We start from the raw sequence: 15,040 nt of genomic DNA on the forward strand, positions 1-15,040 counted from the left end.
AAATCTATTTCAAACGCTTCCAATCGCTCCATAATAAGGCCGGTGGTTCTTATGACTTATGGGAACGATTCCACATTTCCTATATTGCCAGTTTTTCACACTCGGTATACAGTTGATTTTGCGCAACCGGTTGACGCAAAAAAACTATCGAGGTGAAAAGCGAACATGCACAAACCATCCAAAAAAATCTCCCGCTTAGTTGCTACTACAGCTATCGCAGCTACGGTAATAGCAGCACAAGCGCCGAATGTACTAGCGGTAACACAACCCCACCCTGATCAAGAGCTGAACCAGGAGGCTGTAAAAAAACAACTTCAAGTAGAAGGTTTGGAACAGCTTGAAAATGGAGTGAAGCTTGATTTATCCTCTGATCAAACCGCTTTTATCCGTCTTTTTTCAGAAGATATGGCAAAGGTTTCTATTTTAAAAGAAGGGGAAGAAGAGTATTTCTCTGAAGCCATCAGCAAAAAAGAATGGGACACCCCTTCTTTTGATGTTTCTGAAGAGAATGGCGAAATCACTCTCACTACAGACGAAATCACCATCAAAATAAAAAAAGAACCTTTCGGCGTTAAATTCCTTGATAAGGAAGGAAACGTAATTAACGAAGATTACATGCAAAACGGTTCTGGATATGACGGTGAAAAGCCTTACGTATATAAAAAGACGACAGAAGATGAAGCTTTTTACGGATTTGGCGAACAATCCGGACTTGAAGTAAACCAGCGTGGTGAAAGCATTGGAATGTTCAATACGGACGCTTATGCATATGGAACAGACACAAAATACTTATACACATCCATTCCATTCTTCATCGGTCTAAAAAATGAAAAAGCATACGGCATGTTCTTCGATAACACGAACCGTTCTTATTTCGAAATGGCGAGTGAGAGTGACGATTATTATTACTTCTACGCAGATGACGGTACATTAAACTACTACTTCATGTACGGTCCTGAAATTGAAGATGTACTCGATCGTTACACTGAATTGACAGGTAAAATGGACAAGCCTGCCAAGTGGACGCTTGGTTTGCACCAATCCAAATGGGAATATTCAGCTGAAGATATTGAACGTGTAGCTGAAACGTATCGCGAAAAAAAGATTCCCGTAGACACCATGCATTTTGACATCGACTATATGGATGAATATCGTGTCTTTACGTGGGCTGATAAATTTGGTGACGAAGCTCTTCATCAAAAACTAGATGACATGAACTTCAAAAAAATCACAATCAACGATCCTGCTGTCAAGAAAGATCCTGGTTACTTCATGTACGATGAAGGGACAGCCAACGATTACTGGGCAAAGAATCCTGATGGATCAAACTTTGTAGGTGAAGTATGGCCTGGAGATTCCATGTTCCCTGACTTTTCAAAAGAAGAGGTGCGTGACTGGTGGGCAAGCAAGCACGACATCCTTTTTGATAAAGGAATCGATGGCGTATGGAATGACATGAACGAACCAGCTGTATTCGACGGTCCTTACCACACCATGCCACTGGATGTAACCTTTGGCGAAGGTGAAAACAAACGAACACACGAGGAATACCATAACCTCTATGGACATGATGAAGCAGAAGCTACATACGATGCTTTTGAAATGTACAAACCAAATGAGCGTCCGTTTGTATTGACACGTGATATGTACGCAGGTTCTCAACGGTACGCAGCTCTTTGGACAGGTGACAACGTCAGTGAATGGGATCACTTAGAAATGTCTCTTCCAATGAACATGAACGTCGGCCTTTCAGGTGTACCGTTCGTAGGAAATGATATTGGTGGTTTCGCTGGACGACCTGATGCAGAAATGTTTGCCCGCTGGATCGAAGTCGGTGCCTTCCTACCATTCTCTCGTATTCACTATGATAGTGATAAAAAAGCTGAAGGTAAGAAACAGGCGCAGGAACCTTGGGCTTTCGGTCAGGAAGTCGAAGATATCAGTAAGAAATACATTGAGATGCGCTACAAATTGATGCCTTACCTTTATAATGCATTCATCGATGCTGCCGAACAAGGGACTCCTGTTCAACAACCGCTTGTTTACCAATTCCAAGATGATGAGAAAACCTATAATGTAAGTGATCAATTCATGTTCGGAAAAGCAATGATGCTCGCACCAATTGTGGAACAAGGACAAACTGAGCGTGACGTTTACTTGCCTGAAGGAGAAACGTGGGTGGACTATTGGACGGGTGAAGAGTTTGACGGAGGTCAGACCATCACGACAGAAGCACAACTTGATCACCTTCCTATCTACGTCAAAAAGGATTCTATAATCCCTACTCGTGAAGTACAGCAATATACAGGTGAAAAGCCACTTGAAAACCTTGTTCTAGATACCTATCTGAATGAAAAAGCGACCTATTCCTTCTATGAAGATGATGGCGCAACATTAGATTACAAGGATGGCGAGTACAATGTGACGGACCTGGAAGTGAAGCGTAAAGGGAAGCACATTGAATTCAAGAAAAAAGAAAAGGCTACTGGTTTCGATACGGACTTAGAATCTTACACACTGAAGCTTAATGGCGAAGAAGCACCTAAACGTGTACGTGCTGCAAAAGCGAAGTACAAGGAAGTCAGCTCTGTAGAGGAAGTAAAATCCACTCAAGAGACCTTCTTTTATGACAATGAAGAAGAAGCTCTTTATGTGAATGTTCCAGCTGATGAAAAGCATAAAGTGAAGATTTTCTTCAATGGTAAAAAAGATAAAGCAGGTAAGCCTGATAAGAAAAAATAAAGGGCATCCAAGCCTATCTTTAGGATTGGATGATTACAAATCCTGAAGGAATCTCCATCTAACATATTCAATAAATCAACATGGCTAGCAGATCATCTGCTAGCCATTTGTTATAAGGCTGATCTATATATGAGAACAAAATACTGCTAGCACGATCATTTATAATGATTGTTCTACTCTTCATCTTTCAATAGTTTGATTCTAAAGCGGAAAGCACGTAGATCCAAGACCTTTATAAAGATCAAGCAAAAACCAGGTGACCATGCACACTTCAGACCTCAAATAAACAGTTCCTTCGATGGCCGACTCTCCTTTTACCCTCCCTCACTTGGAATACTGGGAAAGGAATGCAGTTGAATATAAAGGAGAATAAAAAAACCCCACCGCGTCCGGTGGGGTTCTTATGTTATTGCTGCATAGCTTCCTGCTCATACGTTTGTCGCCCACGAGTAATGGAGAAATAGGCGGTGGCCAAAGCGACAAGCACGAAAAATCCTCCAACAGTTGCGTTATGAATAACGGAACTCTGCTCAATGACAATTCCACCGATGGAAGAACCAAAAGCAATTCCGAAATGCAATGCAGAGTTGTTCAAGCTTTGCTGAATATCTGACGTTTCAGGTGCCGAGGAAATCAGATAATTTTGTTGTGCAGGTGTTACAGCCCAGCTCAATGCACTCCAAATCACCATCACCATTAAGAATAATGGAAGGGAAAATGTGACATGCGGAATTGTGAAAATAGCGACCGCAAAGACGAGGATAATGCCGAGAATGCTTCTCTCAGACCCAAATTTGTCCGATAAAAAACCTCCGACTCCTCCCCCCATAACGGCAGCGACACCGAAGATGAAGTAAACAATGCTCACCCAAGTCCCGTTCATCCCCATTTCCGATTTAAGAAATGGAGTCAGATAAGCATACAAGGCAAGGTGCCCTGTCAAAAACAAAAACGAAGTCAGCTGTGCAGAAAAAATCTTTTTATTTTTTAACGTACGTAGTTGTTCTTTCACAGAAATGACAGGTTTCGGAGCAATATTCCCTAATGAAACCCACACAGCCACAAAAGAGAGTAAAGACAGTACACTAATCAGTAGAAAAGGTGCTCTCCATCCAAAGCTGTTTCCAATAGTCAGCCCGATAGGCACTCCAAGAACAAGGGAACCACTGATTCCCATAAAAATGGTACCAATCGCTCTTCCTCTATACTCTTTAGTAACAATGGCAGAAGCAATTGTCACAGCGAGCACCACAAGCAATGATCCACTCGCCGCTGTTAATACCCTTGCAAGCATAATTGTGGAATAATTCGGGCTCAAATAGGCGAGCATGTTTCCAAGAAAGAAAATAACTAACGTGACAAGCATCAATTTTTTCCGGTCAAACCGAGCGGTTGCCGTAAGTAAAACCGGTGATGCCACCGCAAATACTAAGGAAAAAATAGTGATCAATAGACCCGCTTGACCAAGGGTGATACCAAGATCATCGGCAACAAGGTCTAAAATCCCACCGATAATCAATTCAACGGTTCCGACGACAAAGGCAACAAGTGCTAACAAATAAACTTTTTTATTCATAATTGCATGACCCTTTCTATTAGGTTACCACTACAATGGTAACCATATGAAAAGGATAAAACAAGAGGAAATGTTTACGTTTTTCATTCCTCCATGTATTCTAAACCTAATGCATCAATAAAAAACTTCTATTACACTAAAGCTCCCTATTCTTGAAGACTCAGTTTCGAGGCTTTTGGTGAGTGCATGGGGGCTGCGGGGAATAGCTCGCTTTCCGTGGGAGCGCGGTGAGCCTCCTCGGACTGCGTCCTGTGGGGTCTCACCAAGCACTTCTTTCCCACAGGAGTCTCCCCATTCCCCTCCGCCCCTTTGCCATATAAGTATCTTCCGGAATAAGCTGCTTTTATGCACATGGTAATTGGAGGGGAATCAACTCCCAAGGACGCTATTGCGTATGCGGAAAGGTTGCTATAGTGCGCTTTATGCTTAAAACACCAGGATAGTGGAAGGCATCCTCCCACAGTGAAGGGGTTCGTTTCGCTCCTGAATCGAATGGGGTGGTTGGGAAGCTGCGAGACTCCCGTGGGAGAAAGGAGATAGGCAAGATCCCGCAGGACGAAGTCCGAGGAAGCTCGCTGCTCCCCCACAGGAAAGCGAGTTGCTTCCCGACCACCCCTGACGCTCAACATGGCAAACGAACCCCGGGAACATCTCGAAACTGAGTCTTCAACAATCCTGCCAATATATTGAATAAGGTTATTCTACAACTAATCTAAAATCTGTTCACAATAAGCGAGGTACATGATGTTACAGAAATTCGGATTTACTCAATATGAAAGCCAAGTTTTTGAAGTACTCACAGCAAGCGATGAGCCTATGGATGCTACATCCATCGTGAAATACTCCCAAGTTCCAAAGTCTAAAATCTATGAAGTCCTTCAGCGCCTAGTTGAAAAAGGGTTGATTCTTACTTCTTTTCAAGAAAGGAAAAAACTTTACACGGCCCTTCCACTGGAAACGACCATTGATAAGCTGACAGATGAATTTCAAGCCAACATCGACGAAATAAGAAATACGACTTTTAAACTTCATGACTCGGATGAACGGGTTTGGACCATCCAAAATAATTCTTCCATCAATGCTTTATTAAGAGAGCGGATTCAAACTGCAAGGAAGGAAATACTGGTTACCGGTTGGAGTGATGAATTGGCCCCCCTTCTTCCTCTTCTTGAGGAAAAAGAGAATGAAGGCATCAAGGTGGAACTTCTTTCTGTTGGTGAACTGGATACAGGAAAGCTGCATGCCCATGTCCTCCTGCCCGACGAAAAACACGAAGCACTTGAAAGGCATAAACTTATCATCATTGATCACAAGGAAATATTATTCGCAGGTGTGGAGAGTGATGTGTTCCAAGGCATTCATACCTTATCCAAACCATTAGTAAAATTCTTCACTGAATTCTTCCACCATGATGTCGCACTGACTGAAATCACGAAAAGATACGAAAAAATACTGATGGCCGACGAGGAGATTAAGGAAATTCTTATGAAGCTAAGATATTGATGTTTTAAAAAAAAGGCGTCCTTAATGGACGCCTTTTTTTATACCTTTTCTACCACATAAGCTTTCTTTTCACGGAAGTACTTTTCTCCATCCTCAGAGGAATGTTCAAAAAACCCATCAAATGCATCAACGACTTTATACTCTCTTTCAGGTTCTGTGAAAAGTTGTGAATCATTGTTAGAAAGAACAAGTACATCTGTCGTGGATACAAAACTGTCTAACTCTTTTGCCTTGTAATTTTTACCGACTTCTACATCACTCAAACGATGTTGTGTCATGATCACATTCCACCTTTCTAGTTCAAGGTTTTCCCAGAAAAATGGATGATCAAACAAAAGAAACGTCTAAATCGGTAACAACCTTTTACGATACAAACGAATGATGAACTCTATAAAAAACCGCGGGAATTTTTTCGGGACATAACGGCGCTGATAAAAGGTTTCATAGGCTTTTTTCAAGTCACGCCAATGCGGACAATCAAACTCCTGCGTGAAGCGGACCACATCAATCACTTTCACTTCACCATCTGTAGTGAGCAGGATATTCTTCAAATGAGTATCAGAAGGATTGAAACCTAACCGGCACGCAAATTCAAGCGCCTCATCCACACGTTGGACCATCTCTTCCGTAATTGCCACTCCATTGACGAGACAGTCATAAAAAGTGATGCCCTCCACGTACTGCATCGTCAAATAGCCCTCTCCCTGTTCATAAAAAGCTGGAAAGAAATCATGATTGTTCAGCTTCTCGTACACTTTCCCTTCAATATGTGCCAAATCCTCGTAACCTGGATAAAAAATCTTTATCGCCAGGTCTGTTCCCCTCAAACGGTAGACCACGGCACTTCTTCCCTGGCCAATCCACTGGAACTCTTGGGGAACAACGATGGCACGGTCCCCGTCAAACTGTACTTTTCCCACCAAATCTTTGATATTCCCCATAAAGATTCTCCTCTATGAAAAAGCCATTTTATTTATATCATTATACCAAAATTCTTAGAAAAAGAAGTGTATTTTTGTTTGACATTGATAATCATTATCAACTATTATTATTTTATCACCTTGAAAGGAGAATGGCTATGGAGAATACCTTAACCGTTCTACAAACGTTCACATATGAAAAAGGCAATCAAGATTGTACGTGCCATGAAATCATTGAATTTACCCAAGGCGATCATCTTCACATCCTTGAAGACCCCTTTTATGTAGACAATGCAGGCTGGTATATCGCTGTTAGAAAAAATGATGCTGATCCTTTTTATATGTCCATTCCTTTTATCGATGAAAAGTATGAAGACCGTTCACTCTATACAGAAATGGATCTGGATTTAGCAATTCTTGTCCATCAACATCAGATCGATCAGTCCCTCGTATGTAAAAATAAATCCGAATTCCTTTACCATAAAAAAGAACTTGATCAGTTAATGATGATGCATCCCAAACACATGTTAGCTAAAAACGAATAAGCTTATTCGAATGGATGACAAGGTTTTAAAAAAAGAGGCGCTGGTATGCGCCTCTTACTTTTGATCTTGTTCCATCTGTTGTTGGGCTCTGCGAATCAATTCTTTTACCATCCGTCCGCCAATCTGTCCGCCGATTTTACCTGCATCCCTCGTAGCTAAATCACCATTGTTTCCTTTTTTTAAAGGGATCCCTTGTTCCTGGGCCACTTCATATTTCGTCTGTTCAGGGGAAGATGACTTTAATAGTTCAGCCTTCATTTGATCGAGTCCTGCCCTTGCTTCTGGAACAAGCAGTTTATTCCTTCTGGCCATCATCAGTCACGCTTCTTTCCCTTTTTGATATCTTCACCTTTATGGCTGATTAACTGACCGTTTTCATCCACTTCATCAATCTTGGCGTCGTACGTACCCTCTGTAAGTGTGTCGGATACTTGCTCATGGGTAGTTGCTAAGCCCTGAGAACTGAAGTCATCTGTGTTTTGATTATGATTACGATGGGATTTATTTTGCTTTTGCTTCATACCTAACTCCTCCTTTGCGCTTAGCTTTTGCATGTTTGAACAACCCATTCGTTGTAAGCTTTTGCCTATAGAAAACATGGATAAAAACCGCGCATTACTCCAAAATAAGCTTTAGGAGGTGTGCTTATGAGTAAGAAAAGCAATGCATTCAAACGAAATGCCGGCAACACAGTGAACCCACAGGGACTTTCAGAAGATGTCGCTGATCAGCAGCCTCGTTCTCAGTTGGAACAAAAAGCAAAAAAAGCGAATGCTAAACGATAAAAAGCTGACATTTACTTGTCAGCTTTTTTTGATATAAACGGTTGAATGGTTTCTAACGCTTTATTGTCATCATAAAGTTGATAAATGGTTTGCGAGAGCCGTACAGGATCTCCGAAGAAGAACCGTTCATAGAGTGTTTGTCTGGAACCAAAACTGCTCATCGTCAAATCCCAGGCTAACCGAAAAAGCGAGACTCGATCTTCTCCTTTTACTTCGACCCCTTGCAAGAAGTGATCCAGCTGTTTTCCGACTTCCCCTTCAAAATCAGCCTTATGTGGAATCGACATCATCCCACTGGCTCCGAGAATCTGGAGGATTTCAGCAAACCTCGGATAAGATTCCTGAAACTGATTCACAGCCACATATAATGGTTTTTTGGCAGGAACCATGATACCAGTAGCATCGACAGCCGCTTCCTGTTCGGATTTGATGACCAACGCCCTCATAATTTCCAACCCTTTGACTATTTCCACCACTTTACTTTGAACATGTTGATAATCGCCAATTTGTATGGTATCAACGATCCCCTGGGCGATTCCTAAAAGAAATTCCGTTTTAATAATCTGCCGTGAAACGATTTGATGTAACGTGAAGGGAACAAATTTCCCTTGGACATACAAACGGGTAGCTGCTCGGATATTATCGTGTATGAAGACACGCTGCCAGGGAACGAGAACATCATCAAAAATGACGATGGTGTCCATCTCTTCAAAACGTGAGGACAAAGGATAATCATAAGATGGTCCATCACTGGCGAATGATTCCCTACATACAAACTTTAACCCTTTCGTGTTGCTCGGGATAGAAAAACAGTAGGCGTGAGCATTATCCTGAGCACCAGGAGCGGAAAAGACGATGATCTCATCCGTTATTCCTCCTTGTGTTGCCAGAAGTTTGGAACCTTTAATGATCAAACCTTGGTCGGTCCGGTCCATGATCCTAGCGTTGGTGACATCCTCTTCTAGAAAAGCTAACTTTGATCGGTTGCTTTGAGGGTTAACGAAAGTATGTGTGAACGACAAATCATTCTCTCGAGCATATTCATAAAATTGCAGAAGCCGTTCCGGATGACAATTCTCTTCCCCATCCAATACATCAATCGATGCAGCAAAAGCGGCGATTACAGTGTTCATGTAATCCGGGCTTCTCCCCATTACCCCACCTGAATGAAGAGCCCACCGCTGAATCATTTTCCTCCTTCTTTCTAATTCCCCTTTCGTTCTTGGAATTAAGTAAGACAGTCCTAATCGGTTCCCTGTCGTTTCCGAGGGAAAAGTCATATCGTCTTGATTGGCACACTGAAGATCGTAGAGTTCTGCTTGACTGCGGATGATTCCCCTGAAGGCCGGGTGTTCGGAAATGCTACCCGTGACTTTACTTCCTCCCACCCAAACTTCCGCATTCATCGCGTCTATGCGTTTTTTATATTCTTCACCTGAAATCACCGGCATGATATCACTCCTGATTTTCACAATCACTGAAAATAACTGATATCATACCATATTAATTCGGCGAAGAATTGTGCTTTGTGGACAAGAAAAAGAAACGCCCGGAGGTTCACACTCCAGGCGTTTCTCACTAAATCATACGCTCCTGTTATGAAGGGCTGACGGTTTCAGAGTTGAATTGTTCAGTCTCTGTGGAACCCTTCAATGCCGTTGTGGAAGATGTTCCACCCGAGATCACTTGAGCGACTTCATCAAAATATCCTGTTCCCACTTCACGCTGATGTCGTGTCGCTGAATACCCATGAATCTCACTCGCAAACTCTGCCTGCTGAAGCTCAGAATAAGCTTCCATACCACGATCTTTATATTGACGAGCAAGTTCGAACATGCCATGGTTCAAGGCATGGAACCCTGCCAATGTAACGAATTGGAACTTGTATCCCATTTCCCCTAGTTCCCGCTGGAAGTTTGCAATCGTTTCATCATTCAGCTTCTTCTTCCAGTTGAAAGAAGGAGAGCAGTTATAAGCCAAAAGCTTTCCAGGGTATTGTTCGTGAATAGCTTCTGCAAAACGTCGGGCTTCCTCCAGGTTAGGCTCTGATGTTTCACACCAGACAAGATCAGCATATGGCGCATAAGCCAAACCACGTGCAATCGCCTGATCCAATCCAGACCTTGTTTTAAAGAAACCTTCGGCCGTTCTCTCTCCAGTAATGAATGGCGCATCATAAGGATCCACATCACTCGTGATCAGATCTGCCGCATTCGCATCGGTTCTTGCAATAATGATGGTCGGAGTTCCCATCACATCCGCAGCAAATCTTGCGGAAATCAGGTTTCGAACCGCTGTTTGTGTCGGTAAAAGGACTTTCCCACCAAGGTGACCACATTTTTTCTCCGAAGAAAGCTGATCTTCAAAGTGAACAGCTGCAGCACCTGCTTCAATCATTCCTTTCATCAACTCGAACACATTCAGCTGGCCACCAAAACCAGCTTCGGCGTCTGCGACAATGGGCGCAAACCAATCAATGTCCTCTTTGCCTTCCATATGATGAATTTGATCCGCTCTTTGCAAGGCTTGATTGATCCGCTTCACCACTTGTGGTACGCTATTGGCCGGATACAAGCTTTGATCGGGATACATATGCCCTGAGAGGTTGGCATCGGCGGCTACTTGCCATCCACTCAAATAGATGGCTTTCAAACCCGCTTTCACCTGCTGCATCGCTTGGTTTCCTGTCAAAGCACCTAACGCGTGGACAAAATCTTCTTCGTTCATTAACTTCCAAAGCTTTTCGGCACCTTTTTCCGCTAACGTATGCTGAATATCCATGGAACCTCTTAACCGAATGACCTCTTCAGCTTCATATGGTCTTTGTACCCCGCTCCATCGACTCTCGTCCTGCCACTGGTGACGCAATTTTTCTACACGCTCATTCATAATGAAATCCCCCTTAAGATAAATGGTCATAAGCTTCTAAAGTTAAAAACTCAGCAAAATCATCATTTCGAATCAATCGGTCAAACAATTGGGCGGCTTCCATATAGGAACCCTTTTCAAAAGCACTCTCTCCTACTTCCCAGCGAATCGCTTCCATCTCTTCTTCTTTCAACGATGCGTAAAGCTCCATCGTAATCTCCCTGCCATCTTTTAAAATCCCTTTCGGATGTCTGATCCATTGCCACACTTGAGCTCTCGAAATTTCCGCAGTTGCCGCATCCTCCATCAAATGATGAATCGGTGCTGCTCCTCTTCCATCCAGCCAGGAGGCCATATATTGAATCCCTACATTTATATTTGTTCTTAACCCCTGCTCTGTAATAGATCCATCAGGAACTTCAAGCAATTGCTCTGCACGATAGGAGACGGAAGGTTGATTTTTTTGGATCTGATTATCATCTGTCATATGTTTGTCAAAAATCTCCATCGCTGTCTCTACCATGGCCGGGTGGGCGACCCATGTCCCGTCGTGCCCATCTTTCACTTCCCGCTCCTTATCCGCACGTACCTTTTCAAAAGCAGCATCGTTTTTCTCTTTATCATTTTTTACTGGTATTTGAGCGGCCATTCCACCCATGGCATGAGCCTCTCGCTTATGACAGGTTTGAATGGTTAACCGCGAGTAGGCCCTCATAAATGGAACAGTCATTGTCACATCTGCACGGTCAGGCAATAAAAACCTTTCATCATGACGGAACTTTTTTAAGTAGCTGAAAATATAATCCCAACGGCCACAGTTCAATCCAGCGGAATGATTTCTTAATTCATAAAGGATTTCATCCATCTCAAAAGCGGCTAAAATCGTTTCAATTAAGACGGTCGCTTTCACCGTTCCTTGTGGGATATTCATATAGTCTTGAGCAAAGACAAACACATCGTTCCATAACTTCGCCTCACGATGGTTTTCAAGCTTCGGTAAGTAAAAATACGGCCCCGAACCATTTTCAATGAGTTTTTTAGCATTATGGAAAAAGTAGAGTCCAAAGTCCACAAGACTCCCGGAGAGCCGTTCCTGATTGTAAGTCATGTGTTTTTCTTCTAAATGCCATCCACGCGGGCGTACTTTGAGTACAGCAGTCTTCTCGTTTAACTCATAGACCTTTCCGGTTTGATTTTCAAAACGTATATTCCGTCTTACTGCATCTCTCAAATTGATTTGGCCATGAATGGTATTCAGCCAAGTTGGAGAGTTCGCATCTTCAAAATCAGCCATGAATACCTTCGCTCCGGAATTGAGGCCATTGATGACCATCTTCCGGTCAACAGGACCTGTAATTTCTACCCGACGATCCTTAAGATCGTCAGGTATGGGGGATATCGTCCAGTCAGCATTCCTGATATGCTCGGTTTCTTTCAGGAAATCCGGCCGCTGTCCTTGATCGATTTTCTTTTGTGTCTCTATTCGATCTGCCAGTAACTGTTTTCTTTTGTCATTAAATTTTTCATGTAATTGAATGATGAAGGATAATGCTTCATCATTTAAAATCTCTGAAAATCCGTCATGCATTGTTCCGTGAATTTGTATTCCAGACAATTTGGTTTCCATTGAATCGCCACCCTCTGTTGTATACTAACAAACAATTAACCCTACTGATATATAACAGTTAAAACAAAAAAGTTATTCATCTTTTTTGGAAAGGCAACGATCACATTCCATCATGTAATTGTAAGTATGACCTTCGATTTTCGAACCACACTGCGGACAAGGGACATTTTGTTGTTTTTTCATTTTAGCTCCTCCTTTGATATAACAGAAGTTATTTCGTTTATCTGTTATGGTACAGTTTACTGTGAGGAAGAGGAAATTGCAACCGTTTTCTGAAAGTTTTTTTAATTTAGGCATATGTTGGATACAAAAAAGGCGCTGTCAAAGGGTTCAGCGCCTTTTTTGTATTTTTATTTCCTTACATTCTTTACTTTTGAAATCAAATTTTACCATAAACCCCTAACAGTACTGTTTTAATACAGTCAAAGTCCTCTTCATTTTTTCTCGTAAAGCAGCTCGGTAAACTTCTCTAGCGATGGAGATAACCACTTCTTTTGGTGATGAATGATTTGGATGTATAAGTCCAATTCTTCATGATCAAAGTCCAAAGCACAAAGACTTCCATCCTCAAGTTCTCTGGCTACCGTCATTTCAGGCAGCATCGCTATACCCAGCTCGTCAATCACACATTGTTTGATCGCTTCAAGACTTGTAAATGAAATCACAGAACGTGGTTCTACTGCACGTTTCTTTAAAAGCCTTTCGAGCATATTTCTATAAGAACAATCTTTTTCTGTCAGAATGAGCGTTTCATCCTCTATCCGCCGTAAATTAACCCTCTTCTCACCAACAAGAGGGTGTTCATTCGCAGCGACAATAACCATTCTTTCTTTTCGTAGAAGTGAAGTTTTCAGAAGAGGATGCTTCACTTCTTCATCAAGAACAACAGCGAGATCATAATGGCTTTCTAACACACCATCTTTGAGATTTGGACAGAGTCCGGATTCCAACTGTATTCGTAAGTCAGGGTTTTGTTCTTTAAAAGCTTTCAATGATTTCGATATGAAATAAGCGGCTAAGGATTCAACAGCTCCAATCCTCACAGTCCCTCGCATATGAATATTGTCTGAAAGCATGCTTTCCGCTTCTTCCAATAAACCGATGACCTGGTCGACATAATATAGAAGCTGTTCTCCAGACTGGGTTAAGCGCATCGTCTGTCCAGCTCGCTCAAAAAGTCTCACTCCATAGTAATCTTCAAGCTTTTTAATTTGCGTCGTCACACTGGACTGAGCATAACCGAGTTCTTCCCCCGTACGGGTATAGCTCCCCCACTTGGCCACTTCTTTAAAAGTATAAAAATAGGATACATCCATACGTACACCTCTATCATTTTTTACAATAGTTATTATCAATAAGTATAGATAACAATGATGACATGTTCAATGATATACTCTTTCTAAAAGCAAAGGAGGCAGCACTGAATGAAAATATTGACTATTTTAGGGAGTTCCAGAGAGAACGGTAATTCTGAATACCTCTTCAAACAAGCAATGGAAGGAATTGAGCATACACAATTACGCCTCAGTGATTATAAAATACACCCGATCAATGACATGCGGCATACGGATGAAGGGTTTTCACCTGTCGATGATGATTATGAATCCGTGCTGTCTGAGTTTTTAGCTCATGATCTAATCATTTTTGTCACTCCTATTTACTGGTTTGCAATGACTTCCCACATGAAGTTGTTTTTCGACCGCTGGTCCCAATATATGCGTGATGATCGATTTGACTTCAAAAATCAGGTGCGCGGAAAGAAAGCCTATGTGATTACTACAGGCGGAAGTAATCCTTATGTTACAGGGTTGCCTCTGATTCAACAGTTCGGGCATATTTTCGATTTCGTAGGAATGTCATTCGAAGATTATGTTATAGGGAATGCCGTCAAACCTGGAGAAATTAAGGAAGATTTACTTGCCTTAGATAAAATGAATGCCTGGAACCATACCTTAAAAAAATAAACGAACAAATGTTCTTGTTTTATTTCTCTCAGCATCTTATAATGGTGGTGGATAAAAAATTCCAAAAGGAGTGTTTCAAGGCTATGAAGCATCAAGCAACCCCTTATTTTACCTTTAACGGTAACGCAAAAGAAGCGCTGGACTATTACAAGCAAGTCTTCCATGGTGAGATTATCAATCTCCAAACCTTTGGGGAGGCTGATTTTGAAACCCCGAAGGAAATGGACGAGAGAGTCATGCATGCACAATTCAGAAAAGATGCCTTATTCTTTATGGTCTCCGATTCATTCACAGACCAAAGTGTTCAGACCGGGAGCAATATTGCCCTCGTAATAGAATGTGAAAGTGCCGATGAAATTCAGACTTATTACGACCGGTTAAAAGATGGTGGAAACGTAATGATGGAACTACAGGACACCTTTTGGGGTGCTACGTATGCGAAAGTGAAAGATCCTTACGGAATCACTTGGGATTTAAACTACACAAAAGAACAATAAATAAAGCGGCTCA

The 15,040-nt window shown here is 42.0% G+C and carries 16 protein-coding genes; 6 read left to right on the forward strand and 10 right to left on the reverse strand.

All coding sequences use genetic code 11. The features are described from left to right. Window positions 1-165: 165 nt before the first annotated feature. Complete coding sequence (locus DYE48_RS05050; RefSeq protein ID WP_115822677.1) at window positions 166-2,742, forward strand: glycoside hydrolase family 31 protein; 2,577 nt, start codon at window positions 166-168, stop codon at window positions 2,740-2,742. A gap of 406 nt (window positions 2,743-3,148) precedes the next feature. Here DYE48_RS05050 and DYE48_RS05055 read toward each other — a convergent pair whose 3' ends face one another. Beyond that, window positions 3,149-4,318 (reverse strand): MFS transporter, encoded by a 1,170-nt coding sequence (locus DYE48_RS05055; RefSeq protein WP_115822678.1) that lies wholly within the window; start codon window positions 4,316-4,318, stop codon window positions 3,149-3,151. A gap of 744 nt (window positions 4,319-5,062) precedes the next feature. On the opposite strand from DYE48_RS05055, the gene DYE48_RS05065 reads away from it, so the two are divergent. Then, on the forward strand, window positions 5,063-5,821 hold the full coding sequence (locus DYE48_RS05065) for a TrmB family transcriptional regulator (protein WP_115822680.1): 759 nt from the start codon (window positions 5,063-5,065) through the stop codon (window positions 5,819-5,821). Window positions 5,822-5,859: 38 nt separating this feature from the next. On the opposite strand, the gene DYE48_RS05070 is transcribed toward DYE48_RS05065, so the two are convergent. Beyond that, entirely contained in the window at window positions 5,860-6,099 is a 240-nt protein-coding gene (locus DYE48_RS05070; RefSeq protein ID WP_115822681.1) for a hypothetical protein, read from the reverse strand. A 66-nt stretch (window positions 6,100-6,165) separates the two neighbouring features. Then, window positions 6,166-6,762, reverse strand: coding sequence for a serine/threonine-protein kinase (locus DYE48_RS05075; protein WP_115822682.1), 597 nt, complete (start codon window positions 6,760-6,762; stop codon window positions 6,166-6,168). A 137-nt stretch (window positions 6,763-6,899) separates the two neighbouring features. Between DYE48_RS05075 and DYE48_RS05080 the strand changes: the two genes are divergently transcribed. Continuing rightward, window positions 6,900-7,286, forward strand: a complete 387-nt coding sequence (locus tag DYE48_RS05080; RefSeq protein WP_115822683.1) for a hypothetical protein — start codon at window positions 6,900-6,902, stop codon at window positions 7,284-7,286. Window positions 7,287-7,340: 54 nt separating this feature from the next. Here the strand turns inward: DYE48_RS05080 and DYE48_RS05085 are convergent, their stop codons facing one another. Together DYE48_RS05085 and DYE48_RS05090 are read right to left on the reverse strand one after the other, a co-directional pair. Continuing rightward, complete coding sequence (locus DYE48_RS05085; protein ID WP_341865609.1) at window positions 7,341-7,601, reverse strand: alpha/beta-type small acid-soluble spore protein; 261 nt, start codon at window positions 7,599-7,601, stop codon at window positions 7,341-7,343. Beyond that, a complete protein-coding gene (locus DYE48_RS05090) occupies window positions 7,601-7,807 on the reverse strand; it encodes a YozQ family protein (protein WP_115822684.1) in 207 nt (68 codons plus the stop codon). The genes DYE48_RS05085 and DYE48_RS05090 overlap by 1 nt, the downstream gene beginning before the upstream one ends. Before the next feature lie 126 nt (window positions 7,808-7,933). Between DYE48_RS05090 and DYE48_RS21110 the strand changes: the two genes are divergently transcribed. Continuing rightward, a complete protein-coding gene (locus DYE48_RS21110) occupies window positions 7,934-8,071 on the forward strand; it encodes a hypothetical protein (RefSeq protein WP_167356006.1) in 138 nt (45 codons plus the stop codon). An 11-nt stretch (window positions 8,072-8,082) separates the two neighbouring features. Here the strand turns inward: DYE48_RS21110 and hpaB are convergent, their stop codons facing one another. The 5 genes from hpaB to DYE48_RS05115 all read right to left on the reverse strand — a co-directional run bounded on the left by hpaB (window position 8,083) and on the right by DYE48_RS05115 (window position 13,882). Further along, window positions 8,083-9,522 carry a 4-hydroxyphenylacetate 3-monooxygenase, oxygenase component gene (gene hpaB, locus DYE48_RS05095; protein WP_115822685.1) on the reverse strand — a complete coding sequence of 480 codons (1,440 nt, stop codon included), beginning with the start codon at window positions 9,520-9,522 and terminating at the stop codon, window positions 8,083-8,085. 145 nt (window positions 9,523-9,667) lie between these two features. Continuing rightward, window positions 9,668-10,960, reverse strand: coding sequence for an isocitrate lyase (aceA, locus tag DYE48_RS05100; RefSeq protein ID WP_425269288.1), 1,293 nt, complete (start codon window positions 10,958-10,960; stop codon window positions 9,668-9,670). 13 nt (window positions 10,961-10,973) lie between these two features. Then, window positions 10,974-12,566: a malate synthase A gene (gene aceB, locus DYE48_RS05105; protein WP_115822686.1), complete on the reverse strand. Its 1,593-nt coding sequence runs from the start codon at window positions 12,564-12,566 to the stop codon at window positions 10,974-10,976. A 72-nt stretch (window positions 12,567-12,638) separates the two neighbouring features. Then, window positions 12,639-12,749 carry a YhfH family protein gene (locus DYE48_RS05110; RefSeq protein ID WP_115822687.1) on the reverse strand — a complete coding sequence of 37 codons (111 nt, stop codon included), beginning with the start codon at window positions 12,747-12,749 and terminating at the stop codon, window positions 12,639-12,641. A 251-nt stretch (window positions 12,750-13,000) separates the two neighbouring features. Then, window positions 13,001-13,882 (reverse strand): LysR family transcriptional regulator, encoded by an 882-nt coding sequence (locus tag DYE48_RS05115; protein WP_115822688.1) that lies wholly within the window; start codon window positions 13,880-13,882, stop codon window positions 13,001-13,003. A gap of 108 nt (window positions 13,883-13,990) precedes the next feature. Here DYE48_RS05115 and DYE48_RS05120 point away from each other — a divergent pair, with 108 nt between their 5' ends. Both DYE48_RS05120 and DYE48_RS05125 read left to right on the forward strand, forming a co-directional pair. Then, the gene (locus DYE48_RS05120) at window positions 13,991-14,530 is read left to right on the forward strand and encodes a flavodoxin family protein (RefSeq protein ID WP_115822689.1); all 540 of its coding nucleotides are present in this window, start codon (window positions 13,991-13,993) and stop codon (window positions 14,528-14,530) included. A gap of 83 nt (window positions 14,531-14,613) precedes the next feature. After that, window positions 14,614-15,027, forward strand: a complete 414-nt coding sequence (locus DYE48_RS05125; RefSeq protein ID WP_115822690.1) for a VOC family protein — start codon at window positions 14,614-14,616, stop codon at window positions 15,025-15,027. The last annotated feature ends 13 nt before the right edge of the window (window positions 15,028-15,040 follow it).

This window comes from Halobacillus trueperi, from assembly GCF_003386945.1.
GTDB lineage: Bacteria > Bacillota > Bacilli > Bacillales > Halobacillaceae > Halobacillus > Halobacillus aidingensis.

Bases quoted from the DNA above. Each gene is read 5' to 3' on its own strand.
- DYE48_RS05085 (WP_341865609.1), bottom strand. From the start codon at position 7,601: ATGATGGCCAGAAGGAATAAACTGCTTGTTCCAGAAGCAAGGGCAGGA.
- DYE48_RS05120 (WP_115822689.1), top strand. From the start codon at position 13,991: ATGAAAATATTGACTATTTTAGGGAGTTCCAGAGAGAACGGTAATTCT.
- DYE48_RS05065 (WP_115822680.1), top strand. From the start codon at position 5,063: ATGTTACAGAAATTCGGATTTACTCAATATGAAAGCCAAGTTTTTGAA.
- DYE48_RS05055 (WP_115822678.1), bottom strand. From the start codon at position 4,318: ATGAATAAAAAAGTTTATTTGTTAGCACTTGTTGCCTTTGTCGTCGGA.
- aceB (WP_115822686.1), bottom strand. From the start codon at position 12,566: ATGGAAACCAAATTGTCTGGAATACAAATTCACGGAACAATGCATGAC.
- DYE48_RS05110 (WP_115822687.1), bottom strand. From the start codon at position 12,749: ATGAAAAAACAACAAAATGTCCCTTGTCCGCAGTGTGGTTCGAAAATC.
- aceA (WP_425269288.1), bottom strand. From the start codon at position 10,960: ATGAATGAGCGTGTAGAAAAATTGCGTCACCAGTGGCAGGACGAGAGT.
- DYE48_RS05115 (WP_115822688.1), bottom strand. From the start codon at position 13,882: ATGGATGTATCCTATTTTTATACTTTTAAAGAAGTGGCCAAGTGGGGG.
- DYE48_RS05080 (WP_115822683.1), top strand. From the start codon at position 6,900: ATGGAGAATACCTTAACCGTTCTACAAACGTTCACATATGAAAAAGGC.
- DYE48_RS05090 (WP_115822684.1), bottom strand. From the start codon at position 7,807: ATGAAGCAAAAGCAAAATAAATCCCATCGTAATCATAATCAAAACACA.
- DYE48_RS21110 (WP_167356006.1), top strand. From the start codon at position 7,934: ATGAGTAAGAAAAGCAATGCATTCAAACGAAATGCCGGCAACACAGTG.
- DYE48_RS05070 (WP_115822681.1), bottom strand. From the start codon at position 6,099: ATGACACAACATCGTTTGAGTGATGTAGAAGTCGGTAAAAATTACAAG.
- DYE48_RS05125 (WP_115822690.1), top strand. From the start codon at position 14,614: ATGAAGCATCAAGCAACCCCTTATTTTACCTTTAACGGTAACGCAAAA.
- hpaB (WP_115822685.1), bottom strand. From the start codon at position 9,522: ATGCCGGTGATTTCAGGTGAAGAATATAAAAAACGCATAGACGCGATG.
- DYE48_RS05075 (WP_115822682.1), bottom strand. From the start codon at position 6,762: ATGGGGAATATCAAAGATTTGGTGGGAAAAGTACAGTTTGACGGGGAC.
- DYE48_RS05050 (WP_115822677.1), top strand. From the start codon at position 166: ATGCACAAACCATCCAAAAAAATCTCCCGCTTAGTTGCTACTACAGCT.